Below are 21149 nucleotides of genomic sequence, written 5' to 3'. Positions count from 1 at the left end.
AAGGAGAATGGGAAAAGGAGGTAGAATATTTAAATCACTAAGACCTTTTTGTCTATTTAAAAATAGGTCTAAAAGTCTACTTTCGTCTTTCAATTTGTAATGTTGAGATTAAAAATAGGGGCTTTAGGCATTAGGTAGTTCTGTTACTACTGTTAAAGGGGGAGCTAGGTTGGAAGTAACGTTAAATGTTAGGGATGCCAATTTTAAAAAACAATATCTAAAGGAATATGGGCTACAACCATATATAGAATTTTACTTTCAACATTATCATGGTTATCCTTGTTCATTAACAAATCCGCAATCATTGTCAGAGAAAATTCAGTGGCTTAAATTACATTCAAGGCTCGAGAAATATGCTTGTTTTGTTGATAAATATGAAGTGAGATCATTCATTAAAAAAACGATTGGGGACGAGTATTTAATCCCTCTTCTAGGTGTCTATTCGTTTGTTGAGGAAATTAATTTTGCAGAGCTGCCCGATCAATTTATCTTGAAGGCCACACATGGTTCTGGTTGGAATGAGTTAGTACTAGATAAAAAGATGCTAGATATTGAGCGAATGAGAGAGAAGTGTCAACAATGGCTCGATACTAATTATTTTGAAATAAGTGGTGAACCTAATTATTTGCCGATGAAAGGGAGATTAATCGTTGAGAAGAATATAGCAGAGGAAGATATAGATCTAAAGGATTATAAATTCTTTTGCTTTAAAGGTGAGCCGATTTTCATACAGGTGGACAGTGAACGAGCTGAGAGCCACAAGAGAAATATCTTCAATGTGGACTGGGAACCGTTAGAATTTCAATTGCTTTATCCAAAATTAGAAGAACCGATATTGAAACCAACGATGCTAAATGAGATGCTTTCGATAGCGAAGAACCTTTCTAAAGACTTTCCGTTTGTTCGTGTTGACCTGTATCAAACGTCTTCGAAGGTTTATTTTGGAGAATTAACATTTACACCTGGGAGTGGGTTTGTTTGTTTCAATCCGGTTGAGTATGATTATCTTTTTGGCTCAATGGTGGATCTATCAGCCTATTAAATGGGCCATCTTGAACAAGACAAGATGGCCCTTAATGCATTATTTATTAGGAACGTACAACTAATGCTGCCATCAATTCCTCTTCAGTCTCTTTCACGACTTTTGTTACCAATTTAGCTAAAGTGGTTTTGTGCTCTTGATCTAACCATTTCACTAGAGCTTTTGTGGTACTAATGAAATCCTTTATGGCTGTTTTAGTCAGTATTTCGTAAAGATCAGTGAAGTCTTTTGTAAAGACTGTGGTCCAGAATACATGGTCACATGCTTCCCAACTAGCTAAGGAGTGCATTTCTAAGATCACTCTTAAATCTGCTAGACTATTTCGATACTTTCGGACTGTGTTTTCTGATTTTCCATCAGTTTTTTCTTTGAAAAAGGCAACAAGATCTTTTGCGTAATAATTGGCTGTTGTATCTGGTGTAAAGCCTAACTGCTCATAGAAGGGAATATCTTCCTCGTTAATAACAGCAGAATGCTCTCCGTTAGGCGTTGAGATCAATGTAAAGGTCGTTTCTCTGTTTTCTCCACCTGTAACAAAAAGGGAAAGAGGAAGACCGAGTTCTTTACGAACAGAGTTAAAGTCTGCTGTGATTTCAACGTTTTTATATTGCTGCTTGACCTGCTGATATAAATTGTATTCGATTTGTTTTAGCCAGTGATCAGCATCGTCTACCCGATTATTGGCAATTAATTCTTTAATCGATAACCCATCAAATTGACGAATTGGCTTATCAAATTCAAAACGAATATCACTTTGTGCATAGAGAGCAAAATATTGCGGTGTATCGTTATCGAAGGCAACCATCATGTCTCTAATTTCTGCACTAGCTGGAATCGAGAATGAATTCGTTTTTTTGTCAATGAATGATAGAGCATTTGTATCAAGTAAGCCTTGAATCAGTTGTTGGAATTCTTCTGAACGACCTTGTTCCAGGCTATTAAAAACCAACAAATCATCATTCACAGTGAACTTCCCATAGACCTCAGCTAAATGAATCGGTCCTTGAAGTTGATTATCTGTATATAAATACCATCTGCCAGCCCAACTGCATTGCTTATTCATGTCATCCCATTCGTCAATCTCGAATGCTTCAACATTTTGAATAAATGCAAGGAGTTCCTGTGCGTCTTCTACCTTATATTCAAGGATATGCTCATCAATGCTTCTGCTTTCACGATCTTCTTTATCATTAACCGTGAGTGCTGCTAAAATCTCTGGATAGTAGTCAAACAAAACCTGCTCATAACATAGATCCGTAGAAGAAACTAGCTCCTGTACCTTTTTCACCGCTCGATTTACACCACTTGGATCTTCGAAGAGTCGAACCCCATTGAAATAATAGGTATCTTTAAATACTTCCAAAAGAGTAATCGTGCCATACCAAGGATTGAAGCTAGGAACATTATCTTTTATCTGTTTTACCTGGTATTGCTCATTTGTAAAGACATCTTCAAAGGTAATAATCCCACTCTCGTTGTTAACAGCTTGGACGACTTTTGGAGTAAGCTTCTGCCAAGTATCTGCCATCTCCTTCACGTCGGTTGCAAGACTATCCTTATTATCTGCATTGAACCACTCAATTCCACGTAGCCCATTTTCAAAACGATGGAAGAAAAACAACCAAAACTCAAAAAAGCCCTTCTCTAGCTTCTCATTAATAGAGTGCTGGGATCTCCTTTTAAATTCTGATTCCAATTGATAATACTCAACACGAGGCAATTTTGTGTTTATAAACTCTCTTAAAGTTAAAACAAACGTTTGTTTTTGCTGAAAGAATTGCTCTTCTTTCACTTCTTGTATATGGTTAATGCTAGCCTTACTCAAGCAGCACTTCTTGTACTTTTTTCCACTACCACAATGGCACGGATCATTTCGTTTTATACTCAACAATATTCACCCAAACTCTTTTCATATTTTATAAAACCCTCTAACCAGTAAAAATCGGCACTAGGATTTTTACGTATCCTTCGTTAGACCGCCATTAAAAGGATCATTTTCATTAATGCGAAAAGAGTCCTTAGTTCAAACGTAAACTTCTCTATAGTTTCCTCATAAAACTCTTTTCAACAGAAAATTTTCCATCTAATACGTACGTAAACTTACCTATGTAATAAATCAAAACTCCACAAAAACCAAAATACATCACCCTAAGTGATTTTAGAGGAATCCATTCAACTATTCAAGCGATTGTTTTTTACCAAGAGTTGCATTCGCAATGGTTGTACCCTTTCGAAATAGCATTTCTATACGTATCCAACCTATCTTCGTGCTCTTTTCGTTAAATGACTCAGCTATTTGCTTCTAAACTAGCTTCAAATTATACGAAAAAATCCAATGACTGATTTTTTTATCTAGAGAAACAGAATTTTTTGAAAAGAGCTTACCAAACTGTGAAACTTTCCTTCTATGTCATCCGTACTAATAGTAGTATGTTAATTATAGGAGTCGATATGAATGAAACAAATATATAATTTCTTCCTTCGTACATCAGTGGCTAGCTTTTCAACAGGTACTGCTTGGCTGATTTGCTTTTTCCCCTTGGGTCAAACATTCTGGCTTTCAAGTGCCTATGCGTTAGGTGGGGGGGCGGTTGCATACCTATCTGTTAAAGGCCTAACAACAAAGAGCTTTTTAAAACAGAATCAGCTTTCAAGAAATGACTATCGATATATCAAAAAGAATTTAAATGAAGCAAGCAAAAAAATCAAACGGCTTAGAAAGTCACTTTTAAACATTCGAACGGTATCAACAATTAAGCAAAACATTGAAATCCTTCGGGTTGTAAATAAAATATATACGATTACAAAAAATGAACCAAAACGATTCTTTTTAGCTGAACGTTTTTATTATTCACATTTAGATTCAATGGTTGAGATCAGTGAAAAATATGCATTTTTAATGTCACAACCAAGGAAAAATGCCGAATTAATGATTTCTTTAAAGGAAACGCGCAGGACAATGTCAAATTTAGCCGAAACAATAGAAAAGGATTTATATGAGGTACTATCAAAGGATATTGACAATCTCAATTTTGAGCTTGATGTTGCAAAGCTCTCAATTAATAAAAATAAATAAAAATGATTAATCTAGGAGGTTACGTGAATGAGTAAAAATAATGAACTAGAGGATTTGCTTTCAAATCCCTTCGGAGAAAATGAGGCAGTTCTTAATCAGACTAATTCAGAAAATCCAGCAACACCAAATCGACTAATTGATGTCTTACCTGAAGAGAATCGTCAAAAGGCGATTGCATTAGCAGAGCAAATTGACCCGAAAAACCAGCAGTCAATTTCTCTATACGGATCTCAGGCGCAAACAAAGCTCCTTAACTTTTCACATACAATGCTCGATCATGTCCAAAAGAAGGATAGCGGCGAAATTGGCGAAATCATTGGTGACCTAATGAAAAAGTTAGAACAAGTAAGTCCAGATGATTTAAGACCAGAAAAACGAAATTTGATTACACGTATGTTTGGGAAGATTTCAAGCTCAGTCCAAGAGGTCCTCTCAAAATATCAAAAAACAGGTGCGCAAATTGACCGGATAAGTGTCAAATTAGACCTTTCTAAAAATGAATTGCTCGGAGACATTAATGTCCTTGAACAGCTATATGAACAAAACAAAGAATATTTCCATGCTTTAAACGTCTACATTGCAGCGGGAGAATTAAAGCTTGAAGAAATCGAGAAAAAGGTTCTTCCAGAGCTACAAAAGAAGGCCGAAGCAACTCAGGACCAAATGGCATTCCAAGAAGTAAATGATCTCATGCAATTTGCTGATCGTTTAGAAAAACGGACCCATGACTTAACATTAAGCAGACAAATCACGATGCAAAGTGCACCACAAATACGCTTAATCCAAAGCGCAAACCAAGCATTGGTTGAGAAAATCCAATCATCAATCACAACAGCCATCCCACTTTGGAAAAACCAACTGGCAATTGCGCTCACATTGCTTCGACAAAAAAATGCCGTCGAAGCACAGAAACTCGTTTCAAAAACAACCAACGAGCTTTTATTAAAAAATGCCGAAATGCTAAAAGTAAACACAATCGACACAGCCAAAGAAAACGAACGAGGACTCGTCGATATCGACACCCTCAAAAAGGTACAAGATCATTTAGTTTCAACCCTTGAAGAAACCCTCCGCATCCAAGCAGAAGGCCGAACAAAACGACTTCAAGCGAAACAGGATCTGGCTTCTATGGAGATGGACTTGAAGAATAAATTAGCGAGATTGAAATAGGGACAAAAGCGCAAGAGCCCGTTCAGCGACGTATGAACTGGAGCACTCCGCAATGAGAAAAAGGAACACGAAGAGCACAAGCGATTCCGATGTAGACTTATCTTATGGAGGAGGGTGAAGTTCACTAGACGTTGGGCATCCGACTTTTTCATAGTCGGACTTCTGGAGCTGGATGTGGAAGCGCATACCCATAGTCCAAAAATTTTATCACATCCTAGACAGAAATAAAATCCCGATAACCTATCCAACAGTTATCGGGATTTTTGCTTTATTCCACCTTATTCTCTTCAGAATCGCCAAACCTTGGTGATGCATCACTAGGTTGTCGTAATTCCCTATCAATCTTTCGCTGAAGGGTATGCTGTTTCCTTGGTTCAGTACGTTCTTCACCGAACGCATAAGTACTGCCGATAGAAAGAATGAAAACGAGGATAAAGCTAAAAATAACCAACTGTTTTTTATTCATACGTCACCTCCGTGGAATAATGGTATTAGTGTTGTCAACTTTGTTGGATATTAAACTATGGATGGGGGCCAGTCCCCAAATAACAGTTGTAGGGGCCAGTCCCCGTTCTTTCAATAGAAAACATTTACAAAATTATGTACTATATAAGAAGAGAACTAGTCAAATAACAAGAAAATAGACATAAAACCAGTATTTTGTGGCACTTGCTTTATCTTTTTAAAGAACGGGGCCAGACCCCAGCAATAAGTTGTAGGGGCCAGACCCCACAACTAAGACCCCACAACTAGGAGGCGATCCAAATCAAAAAAGAATCAATCTTAATCGTTGAAGACGAAGAAAAAATTCTCAGACTACTAGAGCTCGAATTAGAATACGAAGGTTATCAAATCGGCAAAGCAGATGATGGAATCGCAGCACTTGAAGCCTATCGCGAGAATAAATGGGATTTGATTTTATTAGATGTCATGCTGCCAGGGCTAAGTGGGATCGAACTACTCCGTCGCATCCGTGCGAGTGATGTTTACACGCCTGTCATCCTATTAACAGCAAAGGGGTCAGTTGAGGATAAAGTGTCAGGGTTAGACCTTGGCGCAAATGACTATATCACAAAGCCATTCCAGATTGAGGAGCTGCTAGCACGAATTCGTGCGGTTTTAAGAATGAGAACAAGTACACCAACTACTAATAAGGATACTGACGAAGAGTGGTTAACGGCTGGTGATTTAAAACTGAATGAAAAGACGCGAGAGGTCATTAGAGAAGGAAATGAAATCGACTTAACACCTAAGGAATATGATCTTCTGCTTTATTTATTAAAGAATAAGCGTCAAGTGTTGAACCGAGAACAAATTTTAGAAGCGGTATGGGGCTACGATTATTTTGGCGACACAAATGTCGTTGATGTCTATATTCGCTATCTTCGCAAAAAGCTTGACTATACATATGAAAAGCCACTGATTCATACAGTTCGGGGCGTGGGCTACGTCCTAAAGGATCCAAAATGAGACTCCGAAATAAAATAAATTTATATACAACCGCACTGTTTATTGTGCTGTTAATCGTAATGAATGTCTCTATTTACCTTGTTTTCAGTCATTTAATGATGACGAATGAACTCGAACGCTCTAAGGCTGAGACGGAAAAGATCGCCAAAGATATTAAGGTCACTTTGGCTCAAGTAGCCCCAAGTGACCTCCTTCGAGCCTATGTACCAATTGATGGCATGATCGAATTTGTTAATGAAGAAAATAAAAAGCTATCTTCGTTAACTTCTCCATCACAACAGGCGTTAAATGTCCGGAAAAGTAACTTTTATCCTGGAGAGAGAAGTGAAATGATCTCGTTCGAAAAGGAAAAGTATGTATTCACTTCGATTCCGGTGATTTGGACTGATGGTAGTATTGTTAATCTGCAAACGATAAGGAGCATGGAAACAACAGTAGAAATGCTTTCAGTGCTCCGGATTGTTTTACTAGCCGTCACCTTGATTGCGATGATCCCAGCTGTTGTATCTACAGGTTTCCTAAGTAACCTTATCACAAGCCCGATTAAGTCAATGATCCAGACAATGAAGGAAATTCAGTCTAGCGGTCAATTTAAGCGTTTGGATCTTGAGGAGAAATCGAAGGATGAACTTGTTGAAATGGGAACCACCTTTAACCACATGATCGACTTGCTACAAACAAACTATGAAAAACAAGAGCAATTCGTATCCAATGCATCACACGAACTGAAGACGCCGTTAACGATTATTGAAAGCTATGCCGATCTTTTAAAAAGAAGAGGGCTTGAACGTCCCGATTTATTTGAAGAATCAATTGAAGCGATACACTCTGAAGCAATCAGAATGAGAGAGCTGACCGAGCAATTGTTGCTCCTTGCAAAACATCAGGAGCAATGGAATATTCGATTCGAGCAAATAAACATAACAGGCATAATAAAAGAATCTGCAAAAGTGTTCCAGGACGCCTATCAACGGACCATGATGATCAATAGTAACGAAGATATTTTCGTAAAAACCGATGTGCAAAAATTAAAACAGCTTTTGTTTATATTTTTAGATAACGCAAGAAAGTATAGTGACGAATCGATATCAATATTCGCTGAAAAAAACACAACGGAAGTGAAAATTCGCATTGAAGACAAAGGAATTGGGATTCCAAAGGATGACTTGCCAAAAGTTTTTGATCGCTTTTACCGTGTAGACAAAGCAAGAACTCGTAAGCAGGGTGGATCAGGTTTAGGGCTTTCAATGGCAAAGGAAATTGCTGATGCTATTAATGTGAAAATTGAAATCGACAGTCTTGAGAACAGGGGAACAACAGTGACACTTATTTTACCAATTTTCCCTTGATTCTCATCAATTTCTCATTTTACATAGCTATAATAAAGCCAACGAGTTAAGTGAGGTGGCGAAATGAAAAACAGAAAATCAGTCTGGATAGTTGGCGTTATCCTAATAGTGGGTTTGATTATCGTGGGACTTCTATTGTGGGTTCCTTCACTATCTGCGCAAACCTTGACAGAAAAAGAAGCAAACGCCGTAGCATTAAGTAAATATGATGGGGAAATTATCAAGACAACAAAAAAACAAGATGAATATCAGATTGAGATGAAACGGACAACAGGAGTTTATCATCTTACAATTGATGCGAAAAGCGGTGACGTACTCACGATCAACAGAGAAAAAGTAATCAATCCCAAACCAGTTCCAGAAGATCCACCAGCACAAGAAGAACGCCCAAAACAACTTACAGAAAAAGAGATTAAAGCCTTAATCACTTCAAAAGGTGTACTCAAATCAATTGACCTTATCAAAGAAGCAGACAACTCTTACTACAAAGCAGTCGTTACCAACAAAAATCAAGTTATCACACTGAAAATTGAACCTTACACTGGGGAGATCCTTGACTCGGCAAAGGAAACTGAGCGGGTTATTACCGAGGAAGATGCCGGAAAAATTGCCCTACAGTATGTAAGTGAAAAGGTAGGAGTTACCGGTACAGTAGACGACGCCGATTTTAACGAACCATCTGGCCAATCACCTTATTATCTTGTCGAGGTTGAATTAGATGATGGACGTGAGACGATTATCCAAGTAGATGCATACACAAAGACTGCTAGCTCTATAGAGTGGATACCCGATGATGAATCAGACGAAGAATCAGACGACGATGATGAATCTGAGTAAAAACGAAGAGCTTTCTCATGGAATTTTAATCTTACTATCCTTTTCCTCTAATCTTCGCTGTTTATAGTTAAGAAGTAAACAAAATTGATCTAGGAGGAAAAACAAATGAAAAAAATAGTCACAATCACATTAGCAACAGCCCTTGTACTAGGTGGCTCAATTGCAATCAACCATGGTTATGCTCAAGAGGATGATCAAAAGAACTCAGAAACCGTGCAAGCAAAAGAACGTATCGGAATCGAGAAGGCCAAAACAGCAGCACTTAAAGAAGCTGATGGTACAGTTGAAAGTGTTGAGTTAGAAAAGGACAACGGAAACACGTATTACGAAGTGGACATTAATAAGGATAACAAGGAATATGATATTGATGTCGATGCCTATTCAGCTAAAATCTTAAACGTAAAAGAAAGTCAAGATGATGATGACGACGATGACCGTGAAGATCAAGCTTCAACAGTAACAAAAGAAGCAATCATTACAGAAAAAGAAGCAATTGCCATAGCAAAAAAGAACATCACTGGTGAATTGATCGAAATAGAACTAGACGAAGATGACGGAAGATACGAATATGATATGGAATTCAAAACAACTAAAGGCGAAGCAGAAATCACCATCGACGCTCACAACAAAAACGTACTCGAGCTTGAAAATGATGACAACGATGACGATGATGATGATGATGATGAATAAGCGATAAAGGCGATCCCTCACTATGAGATAAGTGGGGGATCTTTTTTTTGGGGCCAGTCCCCATTAGCATATTAGCAAACTAAAGCGAAAAGCTACAAATCATAAATAAATACGAAAGAAGAAGGGAAATCAATCGTTTAGCCAGAAGTTAACTAGATAGAAGTGGGGCCAGTCCCCAGCACTGAGCAGTTGGGGTCAGGCCCCAACCCTCAAAAAGGAGCGTAATCAATGACAAATATAAATAAAGTGAAATTCGATCTACATACACATAACAAACTATGTGGGCATGCAATTGGGACAATTGAGGATTATGTAAAGCAAGCAATTGACTATGGACTGCAATTTATCGGTATCTCAGATCATTCACCTTATTTTTATAGTGAGGAAGACCAGCTCTATCCAACAATCGCAATGGCTAAGAGCCAGTTTGCTTCGTATATTGAGGAAGTTCTTCGATTGAAAAATAAGTATGAGGGTAAAATTTACGTATTGCTAGGAATTGAAAGTGACTTTTTCCCTGATCATCTAGAACTCTATCAGGAACAATACGCCCTACACCCATTTGATTACATAATCGGCTCCGTGCATTATGTTCAAGAGGTTAATATTTTCGAAAGAGGCCGTTGGGAAGGTTTAACATCACAGCAACAGGTGAAAGTAAAAGAAGACTATTATCAATTAATCCAACAGTCAGCAAAAAGCGGTATATTTCAAATTCTTGCACATATCGATGCTATGAAAGGATTTTATCCAGCATTTTCTGCTATTGAAACAGACGCGATTGATAAAACATTAAAAATCATTGGTCAAGAAGATGTTGCGATTGAAATCAATACTTCAGGTAAAACGAAGGATTGTGGAGGCTGGTACCCTGCAGATGACATTTTAGAACGTGCTCTTTTCCATAATGTGACGGTGAGCTTTGGCTCAGATGCACATAAACCGGAACGAATAGGCGATGAGTTTGAATTAGTCCAAAAGCGACTAAAAGAAATAGGCTATAAAGAGTGGGCATATTTTGTTAAACAGCAGCGGATCATGACTTCGCTATAAGAGGGGGCCAGGCCCCAAGATAATGTTGATGGGGACTGGCCCCAGTAAAATAAGTAAAATAAAGTCAATTTTACCCTAGACTTTATTCCTATTTATGCTATAAAATACCAGTAGGGTATTATTTTCGAAACGGCAAACTTATTGAAAGATAAGGACGCAAAGCTACGAACCTAACGTTACACTGCTATGGTAGTCGAGCCACCGAAGAGCGATAAAAAATTGAAATGTGGATGCAACATGATGTACATTTCTCCTTTTCGCTAACTAAAAGATAGGTGGCTAGAAAGATGTCAATTGAAAATTTTATACAAGAAAAAAACTATCATCATTCTTTTCAACCGATTTATGATATTAGCAATTGGATGATTGCTGGTTATGAAGGGTTTTTGAGATCCTCTGATTACGCGAATCCAGAGCTTGCCTTTTCGGATGCGAAAAAAGCAGGTAGACTTTATGAATTAGATTCACAATCCATTCAAAAAGCTATACAAGCTTATCAACAAGCAGGCTATACTCGAAAAGATGGCTTTTTGTTTTTGAATATTTTCCCTTCTACTATTGTAGATGAGGCCTTTCTGCCCTTTGCCAAAGAGTTAATGACAGACCCGCAGCTAATCAATCAACAAATTGTTCTGGAGGTAAGTGGTGTAGAAGAAATTATTTATTTTAACGAATTTAGGTATTGTGTGAAGGTATTAAAAGAACTAGGGTATTTGTTGGCCATTGGTGATGTTGGTGCAGGCTACTCTCAATTGCAATCCATTATAGAGTTAGATCCAGACTATATTAAGCTAAATCGCTATTTTTCCTTTGATCTCTTTACATCTAACAAAAAGCAATCAATCATTCAGTTAATCAATAACTTTTGTAAAGCTACTAGTAGCAAACTTATTTTAGAAGGTCTAGAAACAGAAATAACCTTAGCACTAGCTAAGTCGCTAGATATACAATATGGGCAAGGCTATTTGTTAGGGAATCCCAAAATAATTAGCTGAGGTGATAGGGTTTGGAGTATATGTTAATCATCCAGAGTTTGTTTATTATTTTTTTACTATTTTTGTATTTACGTAGTGAAGTAAAGGTGAATAAGCTTGGTTTGAATCTGACGTCTCTTAAGGAAAGTGCCTCATTCGAGACAATAGACGCTATGTTAACAAACGATAACAAACGAAAGCATTATCGATTAGGTGTAGAGGATCTAATCTGCAAAGTACAATTGATTGGATATGGGAATGCGGAGTTGAAGAGATTAAGAAATAAGGAATTTGAAGGGTACATAGACAACATAAGTACAACCGGTTTAAAATTCACTGCAACAACTGATCTCCCAGTAAAAGAAGGATTAACGATCGAAATGAAATTTGAAATGAAAGACATTGAATTTACAATCCAAGGGGAAATTGTCAGACGGGAAGAATTGCTCGAGAATGAATTTTTTGGTTATGGGGTCGAGTTTCACAACCTGTCCCGAACCACGCTAACCAACCTTACGAATACACTAGTTCAATTAGAGGTAGAAAGTGTTAAAAGGGACGTAAAGAATAACAATGTTGTGCATCTTCCGTTTAATTAATCACCATTTATGAAAACGCTTAAGTTGAAAAAACATCAAAAAACTTCCATAGTCTGAGAACTATGGAAGTGTAGGAAAAGTTTAAGTATCGATATCTTTTCTGTCTGAAAATTTCCTGCCAATTAGTTTTGCAAGAATAATGACTAAGGCAAGGGCTACATATACGAGGAACAAAGCGATGAATCCCCATAAGCCAATAATCGCATCAGCAAACTCCATATTACCTCTGTTCGTAATTGCCTGTTGGATCTCGATCGCAAATACTAAAACAAACATAAATGTCAAAGTATATAGAAAAGAGATAAGTTGAATACCAAAAGGGAATTTTGACAACCATTTAGAAATGATATAAACAGACGCGAATGTAATCATTCCAATAAAGCCCAATATCCAAAAGTGCATATCTTTATCTGTTAACTGAAGCCCTAAGATGTCATTCAGAATAACAATTAATAGATCATGTGCAGTGTTTACAACTTCAACAATAAATGAAATACCATCTTTCATTAATTTCCAACTCATTTCAAAGTGAATTTCAACCTTCATTATACCAAGAATATAACCTATTATGTATTTTTTCCTAAATTTGTTAACTGAATTCAACAAATAAAACCAGGGACCTACAAATCTAGTCTTAGTATATTTGTCCATTTTCGATCATAGTCTGATAGTAGACAGGCAGCGAGGTGTGGACATGAGAAGACGATCATCGAATAAACTACTTATATTGTTCATAGTTGTACTTGTTATTGTATTGGTAATTGGCTTCAGTAACCTTTTTTCAAGCATCGGGGACCAGGAACCAAGTGATGTTGTTGAAGACTTTTATAAGGCTGAGCAGGATGGGGATTTCGGAAGTGCATGGGAGTTATTCCATCCTGTTATGCAGAAGCGCTTTTCGAAAAATGCATTTGTAACCGAGCGCTCGCACATATATATGAGTCATTACGGAGTAAAGACTTTCTCATATACCCTTGGAGAAGAAGAGGAAGTTAAAAATTGGAAGATGGCTAAGGATTCAAAGGCATTCCCTGTTGCACATAGCTTCGCGGTGGAGCAAACCTTTAAAAGTAAATTTGGAACATTCATCATTAAGCAAAAGGTGTATGTTGTCGAGGTGAAAGAGGAATGGAAGATTGTTTGGGAGTATTAGCCTTTCTTAAAAAGTAAAAGGGCTTTCGCTGTAATGCACCTCAAAAGATAGAGTGAAATCTAACTTTGGGTGCACTACACTATGAAAGCCCTTTTGCTATTTAGTCACTTACATATTACTGAAAATAAGTACCATTCCAGCTACTATTAACAAAATCGCAATTAGTATAAGAATAATTGAGAGAATTAACACAATCCACCCAATAACTTTTCGACCGGTAGCGATTAAATAAATACCGAGAGTGATAGGTCCAAATAAGAACCCAAATATTCCCCATAGCCATGGACTACGGTTATGTTTTGGTGCATCAATAGCTAAGAAAATGGCAATGATAATATTGATAACAAATCCAAATGAAAATTCCATACTACATCCCTCCTACAATTCATATATTCTTAAAGAATATGGAATAATGTCAATTTTATTCCAATCTCAATAAATATACCATATTATTTCCTCTTAGTGGTGTTGTTTAGGGGGAGATAGATTCTGAACTAATACACCTAAAGATATTATGTGGTTTTATGGATAAGTAGTTAACTAAGACCCTTTCAATTGTCCTAAAAGGAACATTGCTTTAAAATAGATAACTTGTCGGCTCTTCGTGTGATACTTGTCATTTTCATTGAAACTATATTCTGGTCTACGAGTATGGTTCATAGAAGTTGTTGGAAAAGAGTGCAAAAAGAGACCAACATTTCTGTCAGTCCCCCTTAGTTAATTCGTACTAGCTGTATTAGAAGGAATCTCCAAATGCTCTTTTAGCTGATTAGACAATGCTAAACGATCATCCTCTGAAACAATATAGTAGTAGATTCCATCAATTTTATCCCCGATACCCTTAACTTGGAATTGTTCAAGGTTACTACTAGCAGCTTTATAGTTAGCTTGGATATCCCACATTTCATCAAATGTTAGATTCGTTTTTACATTTTCTCGGACAACACCAAACATATCACCAAATTTAGTAATGGAGGAGATGTTTGCTCCTTTTTTAATAACCCCTTCAATGACCTTACGTTGACGTTCTTGACGACCGAAGTCATTATTTGGATCATCATAACGCATTCTTGTGTAAGCTAATGCCTTTTTACCATCTAATGTAACGGGACCTTCATGAAAGTCATATCCACCATAAGAGAAGTCGAGTGTGTTATTAACTTCAACACCGCCTACTGCATCAACTGTATCTTGAAAGCTTTCCATATTAATTTTTACAAAGTAATCAACAGGAACATCTAGGAAGTTCTCTACAGTGTTTACTGTCATTTCCGTTCCACCGAATGCATAGGCATGGTTGATTTTATCTTGTTTGCCCTTACCGATAATTTCCGTTCTTGTATCACGAGGGATACTAACCATTTGCGTTGAATTTGTCTGTGGGTTAACGGTCATTAGAATTAACGAATCAGAACGACCTTTATCACCTTCACGCTCATCAACACCCATTAGTAAAATAGAAATTGGATCCTTCTCAGTGAAAGTAACTTTTTCATCACGTTTTTCCGATTTGTCTCGACCCAAATCCTCATGAATACTTGCAACCGTATCGGTAGCCGACTTGTATAAGTAAAATGCATATCCACCAGTTCCTAGTACAAGTAGACCAATAATACTAAGAATGATCACTAGTACCTTATTCTTCTTTTTCTTATGTTTTGCTTCACGCATATATTATTCATCCTTTTCTTTTAGGGATTAATTAGCTATAACGATTATAGTTCTCTCCTACTAATATCACAATCATTTTTTGTAAAATATTGTTTCCAGTTATTTGACGAAGCAGCAACATAAAAGGTTTCACATTTTGTAGAAATTTGTCTAAATATTCTTATATCCAGAATTTGAATTAGTAATTATAATAAATTGACAATATGTAGAAATTTATAGGAGGAAAGAAAAATTTGACTAGACGATTTGTTCCAATAATACTAGTTTTCGCATTACTATTGACCCTATTCGCACCATTTTCAACAAAGGTTATTGCTGCAACTGAAAGCATCGCATTACTCTCAGTAGAAAGTCATGCCAAAGGAATTCAACTTCAATGGCAGACAACTTCTTCAGCAGATGAAGAAGAGAGGTTTACGATTCTAAAAAACAATGAAGAACTAGTTCAATCAACAGTTGAACAGTTCGAATCAACAACTGATCAGGACGAAAGTCTACAGAGAAGCTATCAACTTGTTGATCAACAAGTTGTGCAAGGAGAAGCCTATACATACACCGTGAAATCAACGGATAATCTTCAAACACAACCGATTACTGTAACGTTCGAACCGGAAGAAAAGGTAATTGAAACAATTGACCTACAACTATCAAACGTCACAGATGAATCACTCAAAGTGACTTGGACTGAAATAGAAAAGGCAGATGCTTATCAGATTTTAATAGATGGTAAGGTTATAACACAACTGCAGCAAGCTGGTTCATACGACTTAAAGGACCTAAAAAGTCAGACAAGCTATAAAATTAGTGTACGAGCAATCACAGAAGAGTCAATTCTTACAGAAGCGGTAAAGGATGTAACGACAGCAGCTGGGGAAAAACCTGAAAAGGCTGAACTTGGTAACGATGTGGAACCAGTAGAGGAAGGAGGACAACGTTTAGCAACGACAAAATTTGTCGATGAGATCGTCACAATTCCCGACCAAAAATTAAAGCGCGCAATTAAAAAGACGCTAAAATTAGACCGTGATGAATTATACATGTCTGATTTACAAGGACTAACAACACTTGATGCGTCCCATCTTGAAATTAAGGACATTACTGGATTAGAAAAAGCAACAAACTTAACAAATCTTAATTTAGCAGGAAATGAAATCAAAAATGCTACTGCTTTAAAACCATTATCAAAGCTAGAACATCTTGATTTATCATATTTTCAAGGTACTGACATAGGCTTTGTATCTTCTTTAACGAATGTAAAAGCTTTGATTCTAGCAGATTCAATGATTGAGAGTATCGAATCAATTTCCTCACTTTCAAAGCTAGAGGTGCTAAATATTAGTTTCAGTGAAGTTCGAGATCTAGCACCATTATCAAAGCTCAGTTCTTTAAAGGAGCTTGATATCAGCTATTTAGACTTTGCTACTCTAAGACCGATAAAAGAGCTAAAGAATCTTGAAACACTTTCACTTTACGGAGAGCGATATTTTGCCCTAAAAGAAGAGGTAATAGCACTTGAACGTGAAGGGTTAGTTATCAATCATGATGATGCCAACAATATTTATATTACTTCTATAAAGGCAAATGAAGAACGTGCCATCATTAATTGGGAGTATGAAGGGAAGGAAGACGTAGATTATTATCAAGTCACAGTTGCAAATAAGGTAACGAATATTGACCCAGATGAATCAGGAGAGTCATTAACGGTAAATTCCTTAGCGGAAAATACAGAATACAATCTTGAAATAGTGGCCTACAACGAAAGCAACAAGCAAGTTGGAATTGCTACGACGATATTCAAAACTTTACCATCACCAAAAGATAGCGAAAAGGTCATATTTAAAGATGAACGATTAGAAAAGGCGATTAAAGCTGAATTTGGTTTAGATCGTGAGCTCGTTGTCAGTGACATGAAAACTTTAGAATATCTCTACCTTGATAACAAAAAAATAAAAGACTTAACAGGTCTTGAAGAAGCGAGCAATCTTCAAAGCTTAAGTCTATCAGGGAACAACATTTCAGATTTAACACCAATAGCTACCTTGCAAAAGCTAAACTATTTAATGTTGGACGACAATCCAATAACAAAATTTGATGCGATTAAAAACCTGACAAAGCTAGAAATGTTAATGCTAGGCTCAACAGGCTTTCATGATTTATCGGTCTTAGCAAATCTACAAAACCTAACAGATTTGTACCTTGATCAAAATAAAATAACCAGCTTAGAGAAGATACCTGCACTTGAAAAGTTAACATCTTTATCGCTTCATACAAACAATATAGAAACAATTAATGGAGTTGAAAAATTAACTAAACTTCAATTTCTGGATCTAGATAGTAATCCATTAAAAACCATTTCTGGTGTTCAGCAGTTAGGAATGTTAAAGGATCTCTTTATAAGTGGTACATCTTTAGAAAAAATTGATGAATTGCTAGAATTAAAAGAGTTAGAAATGATTTCTTTATATGACAATAGTAAACTCGTGCTAACTGAGGATTCACCAGCACTTCTTGTGATAAAACAGCTTGAGCAACGTGGTGTCTATGTTGACTATGAAGGTGCTGAAGAAGAAGAGTGGTTTGAAGCATATGTAGTTGCTGCAACAGAAAACACTCTTCATTTATCATGGGATTACTATGGAGAGCAAGAAATTGCTAAATATGAAGTGCTACTTGATGGAGAGATGATTCAGACCTTAGCAACTGATGAAAACTACCTAACAATCGATGACCTTGACCCAAGTACAGTATATGAGATAGAAGTAAAAGCCTATAACAATAAAGGTGAAGTCATTTTTACAAGTACGATTGAAGAATCTACATGGGCAAAACCCACTGGGGAAAAGATTGCATTCAATGATGATAATCTGAAACAACTTATTAAAGAACAACTTTTCATTGAACGCGATCCACAAGTGAGTGACATGGAACGCCTAAATTCTTTATATATCAGTGAATCTGAAATTAAAGACTTAACTGGCTTAGAATATGCAATAAATCTCTATGACTTCTATTTATCAAATAATGCTCATACTCTAGACCTTTCACCACTTAAGGATCTTACTGAGCTCTATTACTTAGATATCTCAGAATCGCCAATTAAGGATTATTCAATACTAAAGAGTTTCACACAACTAAATTCTTTAAACATTACCAACAACAACCTTTCTGATCTATCCTTTTTGAGCGGGATGAAACGATTAGAAGAAATTAATTTATCAAACAACGATCTTACAGATATCTCAGTCCTTTCATCATTAAAAAGGCTAAACTCAGTTAATCTAGCAAATAACAAGATTGATGATCTTTCACCACTTAGAGGACATGTAAATCTATTCTCTTTAGATGTAAGCGGCAATCCGATAGATGATATCTCTAGTCTTATAGAATTAGAAAACCTATACGAATTGATCCTAGATGAAACGAAGGTAACAGACCTATCACCATTGCTTGAAATACCAAACTTGGAATATGTCTCGTTATTCAATCTTGATCTTTCCGGAAACCCAAATAACGCGATAGTCATCGCACAATTAATTGAAGATGGCGTTCGAGTTAATACTGAGGTAAATAACGATCCTGAACTTTACATTGATGAGGTGACGGAAGATACGATTTCAATCTCATGGGATCCAATGTTACCAAAAGGAACGGGAACATATCATGTCAATTTATATTCAGCTGATGGAGAAGAGCAAATCGAAGAGATTCAAGTAGATAGTCATGAAACAAGCTATCAATTTACAGGTCTATCACCATATACCGACTATTATTTTGATGTTTATGTAGAAGAAGATGAGTATAATAACTATTTGTCTGGAGAAGCAACCACTTTACCAGTTGAAGGCTCTGTCAAGGACGTAAGCATGTATGTTTATCGAACGAAGGATGTTCCAGAAGTTGATGTCATGTTTGATCTTTATGGAATCGATGAAGCGACAGAGACTATCCATTACTTTGGGGGATCTAATGAGCAAGGTCAATTAATCGACTACTCATCGGAAGAACCACTAAGTACATTTGAATTGCTTGTAGGTTCATATGAAATTTCATTTATGACCGAAGACGAAGAAGAAGTTACCTTCCAATTTGAAATTAATGGAGAAGAAGATTACCTGAAGTATCCACTATCATTTTTGTTAGAAGAAGATGATCAAAGTCCGGTTACTCCTCCAGCTAATGGAGAAGAAAAGGGTGAAGAAGGACCAAAGGATCAGTCACCATCTACTGGGGAAAAACCAACAAATCCAGTGAAGGTAGATGCAAAACCAATAAAGGTAGAAACAGTACCTGCTAAGCAAGCAAATGAACTACCTAAAACAGCAACAGTGATGTATAACCTATTAATGGCAGGGATACTTGTCCTCTTAATGGGTGGAGCGTTTTTAGTCTACACGAAACGTCGTAACAAAAAGACGATATAAGGGATTATCGAAGGAGGGGAGTTTTATTGCCCTTCCTTTTTTTTATGGCCTCCAAGCACACTTCCTAGGAGTCATAAGTTTTTACTCCTTTTGGTCTGGATGCTGATTGCATAATAATTTAATGAACTTCATAATCGCAATCGCTTATCGTGATCGAATAAATTTTATGTTTCACACTAAAACGTTTAATAATAAAGCTAAAAGAATAGTAGAGTTATTGCATTTCCTCATTTAGAACAGAGTTTACATTGATAAATATTCACCTTTTCTCTATGATATATAGGTGGAAAGAACGATAAAACTATTGATGTAATAGTAAAAAGGAGTACGGAAATGAAAGGTCTATTGCAGCCATACAAGCTCCGCTTTCAATAGGACTATACATAATCATTGTGAAGAAACTGAAAGAAGGGACTGCTAAGGAAGTAGGTACTGATCAAAAGGTAAAGAAAGCGTCAATATATGAGCTAGATCAATTATAATTTGAAATTCTGCAAGAGTTGGCGACGTCACCAATTCCCCATAACTATTTCACTCCAACAGCAATAAAGAAGATGCACAATTTTGTTAAAAAGGGCATCTGCAACTCCGTTGAAGGCTGTACAGATCAATTTGATAGGGATACAAATAAAGGCAAGCATCACGAACAGCTAAAAACGATTCAATATTTACAACAATATCCTATTATTGATTAAGATTCTTAGTAGTAATAGTTGTTTATTATACAAGTTTCTGCTAATCCTAGAGAAATTCTCCTGCAAAATAAGGAAATTGTTTATAGTATCAATGTTTTTGTGTATAATTTTAAATAGATAATGTCGAATATTGGGGGTATCATAGTGAATAGGATTTATGTTTTAGTCATATTAATTTTGTGTGGTGCAGCTATTATTTATGGCAATCTTCATTGGAATCATAAAATTTCTGCTCAGAGTGAGGATGTAATTCCGGCTAATGAGATCGAAGAAGTTAACGAAGAGCCTAAAAAGGCGAATAAAAATGTTGATGTCTCAGCCTATACTAGTAATCTATCTGAAGATTTACAAGTGAAAATAAAGAATGCGAAAGATAGCGGAGAACCATTAAAACTCGTTATCTATGGATCTGATGCAACTTCTGAAGAAACGGGTGCTTGGCCAGATCTACTAACGAAGAAATTGATTGATACATACGGTGAAAATCTATTCAAGATTACGGTTATTTCTGAAGGAACTCAAACATCGCGTGATATCGTAAATGATAGATCTTATGAGGAAGTAAGCAACATAAAACCAGATGTCGTTTTATTTGAACCTTTTATGTTGAAGGACAATAACGGTCTAATTGGAATGCCTAATACGATTGAGAATATTGAAATTATAATGGACTCTTGGAAAACAGCTAACAAAGACGTTACGATTGTAATCCAACCGCCAAATCCATTATATAATGCTAATTTTTATCCAAGGCAGGTTAATGAGCTTAAAGAATACGCTGATAACGAAGGAATCACATATTTAAATCACTGGGAGAATTGGCCTGAACTAGACGATGCAAAGATGGAAGACTTTTTAATTAAAGCTGATGATCAGCCTAGTCAGCCTAATGGAAGTGGAAATAAGGTTTGGGCAGAATATTTAATTAATTATTTTATTGCAAGCTAAA

The 21149-nt window shown here is 36.4% G+C and carries 19 protein-coding genes and 1 riboswitch; of the genes, 14 read left to right on the top strand and 5 right to left on the bottom strand.

The window, feature by feature from the left end; genetic code table 11:
* Positions 1–169 precede the first annotated feature (169 nt).
* Positions 170–1042, top strand: coding sequence for an ATP-grasp fold amidoligase family protein (locus AC6CHR_RS14005; RefSeq protein ID WP_498249565.1), 873 nt, complete (start codon positions 170–172; stop codon positions 1040–1042).
* A gap of 46 nt (positions 1043–1088) precedes the next feature.
* Here AC6CHR_RS14005 and AC6CHR_RS14000 read toward each other — a convergent pair whose 3' ends face one another.
* Positions 1089–2930, bottom strand: coding sequence for an SEC-C domain-containing protein (locus AC6CHR_RS14000; protein WP_498249564.1), 1842 nt, complete (start codon positions 2928–2930; stop codon positions 1089–1091).
* A gap of 567 nt (positions 2931–3497) precedes the next feature.
* Between AC6CHR_RS14000 and AC6CHR_RS13995 the strand changes: the two genes are divergently transcribed.
* Both AC6CHR_RS13995 and AC6CHR_RS13990 read left to right on the top strand, forming a co-directional pair.
* On the top strand, positions 3498–4118 hold the full coding sequence (locus tag AC6CHR_RS13995; RefSeq protein WP_498249563.1) for a 5-bromo-4-chloroindolyl phosphate hydrolysis family protein: 621 nt from the start codon (positions 3498–3500) through the stop codon (positions 4116–4118).
* A gap of 27 nt (positions 4119–4145) precedes the next feature.
* The gene (locus AC6CHR_RS13990) at positions 4146–5288 is read left to right on the top strand and encodes a toxic anion resistance protein (RefSeq protein WP_498249562.1); all 1143 of its coding nucleotides are present in this window, start codon (positions 4146–4148) and stop codon (positions 5286–5288) included.
* Between the two features lie 268 nt (positions 5289–5556).
* On the opposite strand, the gene AC6CHR_RS13985 is transcribed toward AC6CHR_RS13990, so the two are convergent.
* A complete protein-coding gene (locus tag AC6CHR_RS13985) occupies positions 5557–5754 on the bottom strand; it encodes a hypothetical protein (RefSeq protein ID WP_498249561.1) in 198 nt (65 codons plus the stop codon).
* Between the two features lie 299 nt (positions 5755–6053).
* Between AC6CHR_RS13985 and AC6CHR_RS13980 the strand changes: the two genes are divergently transcribed.
* From AC6CHR_RS13980 to AC6CHR_RS13950, 7 genes are all read left to right on the top strand, one after another.
* The gene (locus tag AC6CHR_RS13980) at positions 6054–6758 is read left to right on the top strand and encodes a response regulator transcription factor (protein ID WP_498249681.1); all 705 of its coding nucleotides are present in this window, start codon (positions 6054–6056) and stop codon (positions 6756–6758) included.
* On the top strand, positions 6755–8107 hold the full coding sequence (locus tag AC6CHR_RS13975; RefSeq protein ID WP_498249560.1) for a sensor histidine kinase: 1353 nt from the start codon (positions 6755–6757) through the stop codon (positions 8105–8107). The genes AC6CHR_RS13980 and AC6CHR_RS13975 overlap by 4 nt, the downstream gene beginning before the upstream one ends.
* A 63-nt stretch (positions 8108–8170) precedes the next feature.
* Entirely contained in the window at positions 8171–8944 is a 774-nt protein-coding gene (locus tag AC6CHR_RS13970) for a PepSY domain-containing protein (RefSeq protein ID WP_498249559.1), read from the top strand.
* Between the two features lie 105 nt (positions 8945–9049).
* Positions 9050–9634, top strand: coding sequence for a PepSY domain-containing protein (locus AC6CHR_RS13965; RefSeq protein ID WP_498249558.1), 585 nt, complete (start codon positions 9050–9052; stop codon positions 9632–9634).
* Positions 9635–9880: 246 nt separating this feature from the next.
* On the top strand, positions 9881–10687 hold the full coding sequence (locus AC6CHR_RS13960; protein ID WP_498249680.1) for a histidinol-phosphatase: 807 nt from the start codon (positions 9881–9883) through the stop codon (positions 10685–10687).
* A gap of 121 nt (positions 10688–10808) precedes the next feature.
* Positions 10809–10893, top strand: a riboswitch (cyclic di-GMP riboswitch).
* Between the two features lie 81 nt (positions 10894–10974).
* Positions 10975–11682, top strand: coding sequence for an EAL domain-containing protein (locus AC6CHR_RS13955; protein ID WP_498249557.1), 708 nt, complete (start codon positions 10975–10977; stop codon positions 11680–11682).
* 20 nt (positions 11683–11702) lie between these two features.
* A complete protein-coding gene (locus AC6CHR_RS13950; RefSeq protein WP_498249678.1) occupies positions 11703–12260 on the top strand; it encodes a PilZ domain-containing protein in 558 nt (185 codons plus the stop codon).
* Between the two features lie 81 nt (positions 12261–12341).
* Here AC6CHR_RS13950 and AC6CHR_RS13945 read toward each other — a convergent pair whose 3' ends face one another.
* Positions 12342–12782 (bottom strand): hypothetical protein, encoded by a 441-nt coding sequence (locus AC6CHR_RS13945; protein WP_498249556.1) that lies wholly within the window; start codon positions 12780–12782, stop codon positions 12342–12344.
* Between the two features lie 172 nt (positions 12783–12954).
* On the opposite strand from AC6CHR_RS13945, the gene AC6CHR_RS13940 reads away from it, so the two are divergent.
* Positions 12955–13413: a nuclear transport factor 2 family protein gene (locus AC6CHR_RS13940; protein ID WP_498249555.1), complete on the top strand. Its 459-nt coding sequence runs from the start codon at positions 12955–12957 to the stop codon at positions 13411–13413.
* 108 nt (positions 13414–13521) lie between these two features.
* Here the strand turns inward: AC6CHR_RS13940 and AC6CHR_RS13935 are convergent, their stop codons facing one another.
* Positions 13522–13779, bottom strand: a complete 258-nt coding sequence (locus AC6CHR_RS13935) for a hypothetical protein (RefSeq protein WP_498249553.1) — start codon at positions 13777–13779, stop codon at positions 13522–13524.
* 351 nt (positions 13780–14130) lie between these two features.
* A complete protein-coding gene (gene tagU, locus AC6CHR_RS13930; RefSeq protein WP_498249551.1) occupies positions 14131–15084 on the bottom strand; it encodes a polyisoprenyl-teichoic acid--peptidoglycan teichoic acid transferase TagU in 954 nt (317 codons plus the stop codon).
* A gap of 233 nt (positions 15085–15317) precedes the next feature.
* Here tagU and AC6CHR_RS13925 point away from each other — a divergent pair, with 233 nt between their 5' ends.
* The 3 genes from AC6CHR_RS13925 to AC6CHR_RS13915 all read left to right on the top strand — a co-directional run bounded on the left by AC6CHR_RS13925 (position 15318) and on the right by AC6CHR_RS13915 (position 21148).
* Positions 15318–19505 carry a leucine-rich repeat domain-containing protein gene (locus AC6CHR_RS13925; RefSeq protein ID WP_498249549.1) on the top strand — a complete coding sequence of 1396 codons (4188 nt, stop codon included), beginning with the start codon at positions 15318–15320 and terminating at the stop codon, positions 19503–19505.
* 500 nt (positions 19506–20005) lie between these two features.
* Entirely contained in the window at positions 20006–20200 is a 195-nt protein-coding gene (locus AC6CHR_RS13920; RefSeq protein ID WP_498249547.1) for a hypothetical protein, read from the top strand.
* 144 nt (positions 20201–20344) lie between these two features.
* Positions 20345–21148, top strand: coding sequence for an SGNH/GDSL hydrolase family protein (locus AC6CHR_RS13915; RefSeq protein WP_498249545.1), 804 nt, complete (start codon positions 20345–20347; stop codon positions 21146–21148).
* Position 21149: the final 1 nt, after the last annotated feature.

Source organism: Metabacillus sp. GQ13, from assembly GCF_059758525.1.
The sequence above is the reverse complement of the archived record's forward strand: the minus strand, read 5'-3'. Positions and strand labels throughout refer to the sequence as shown.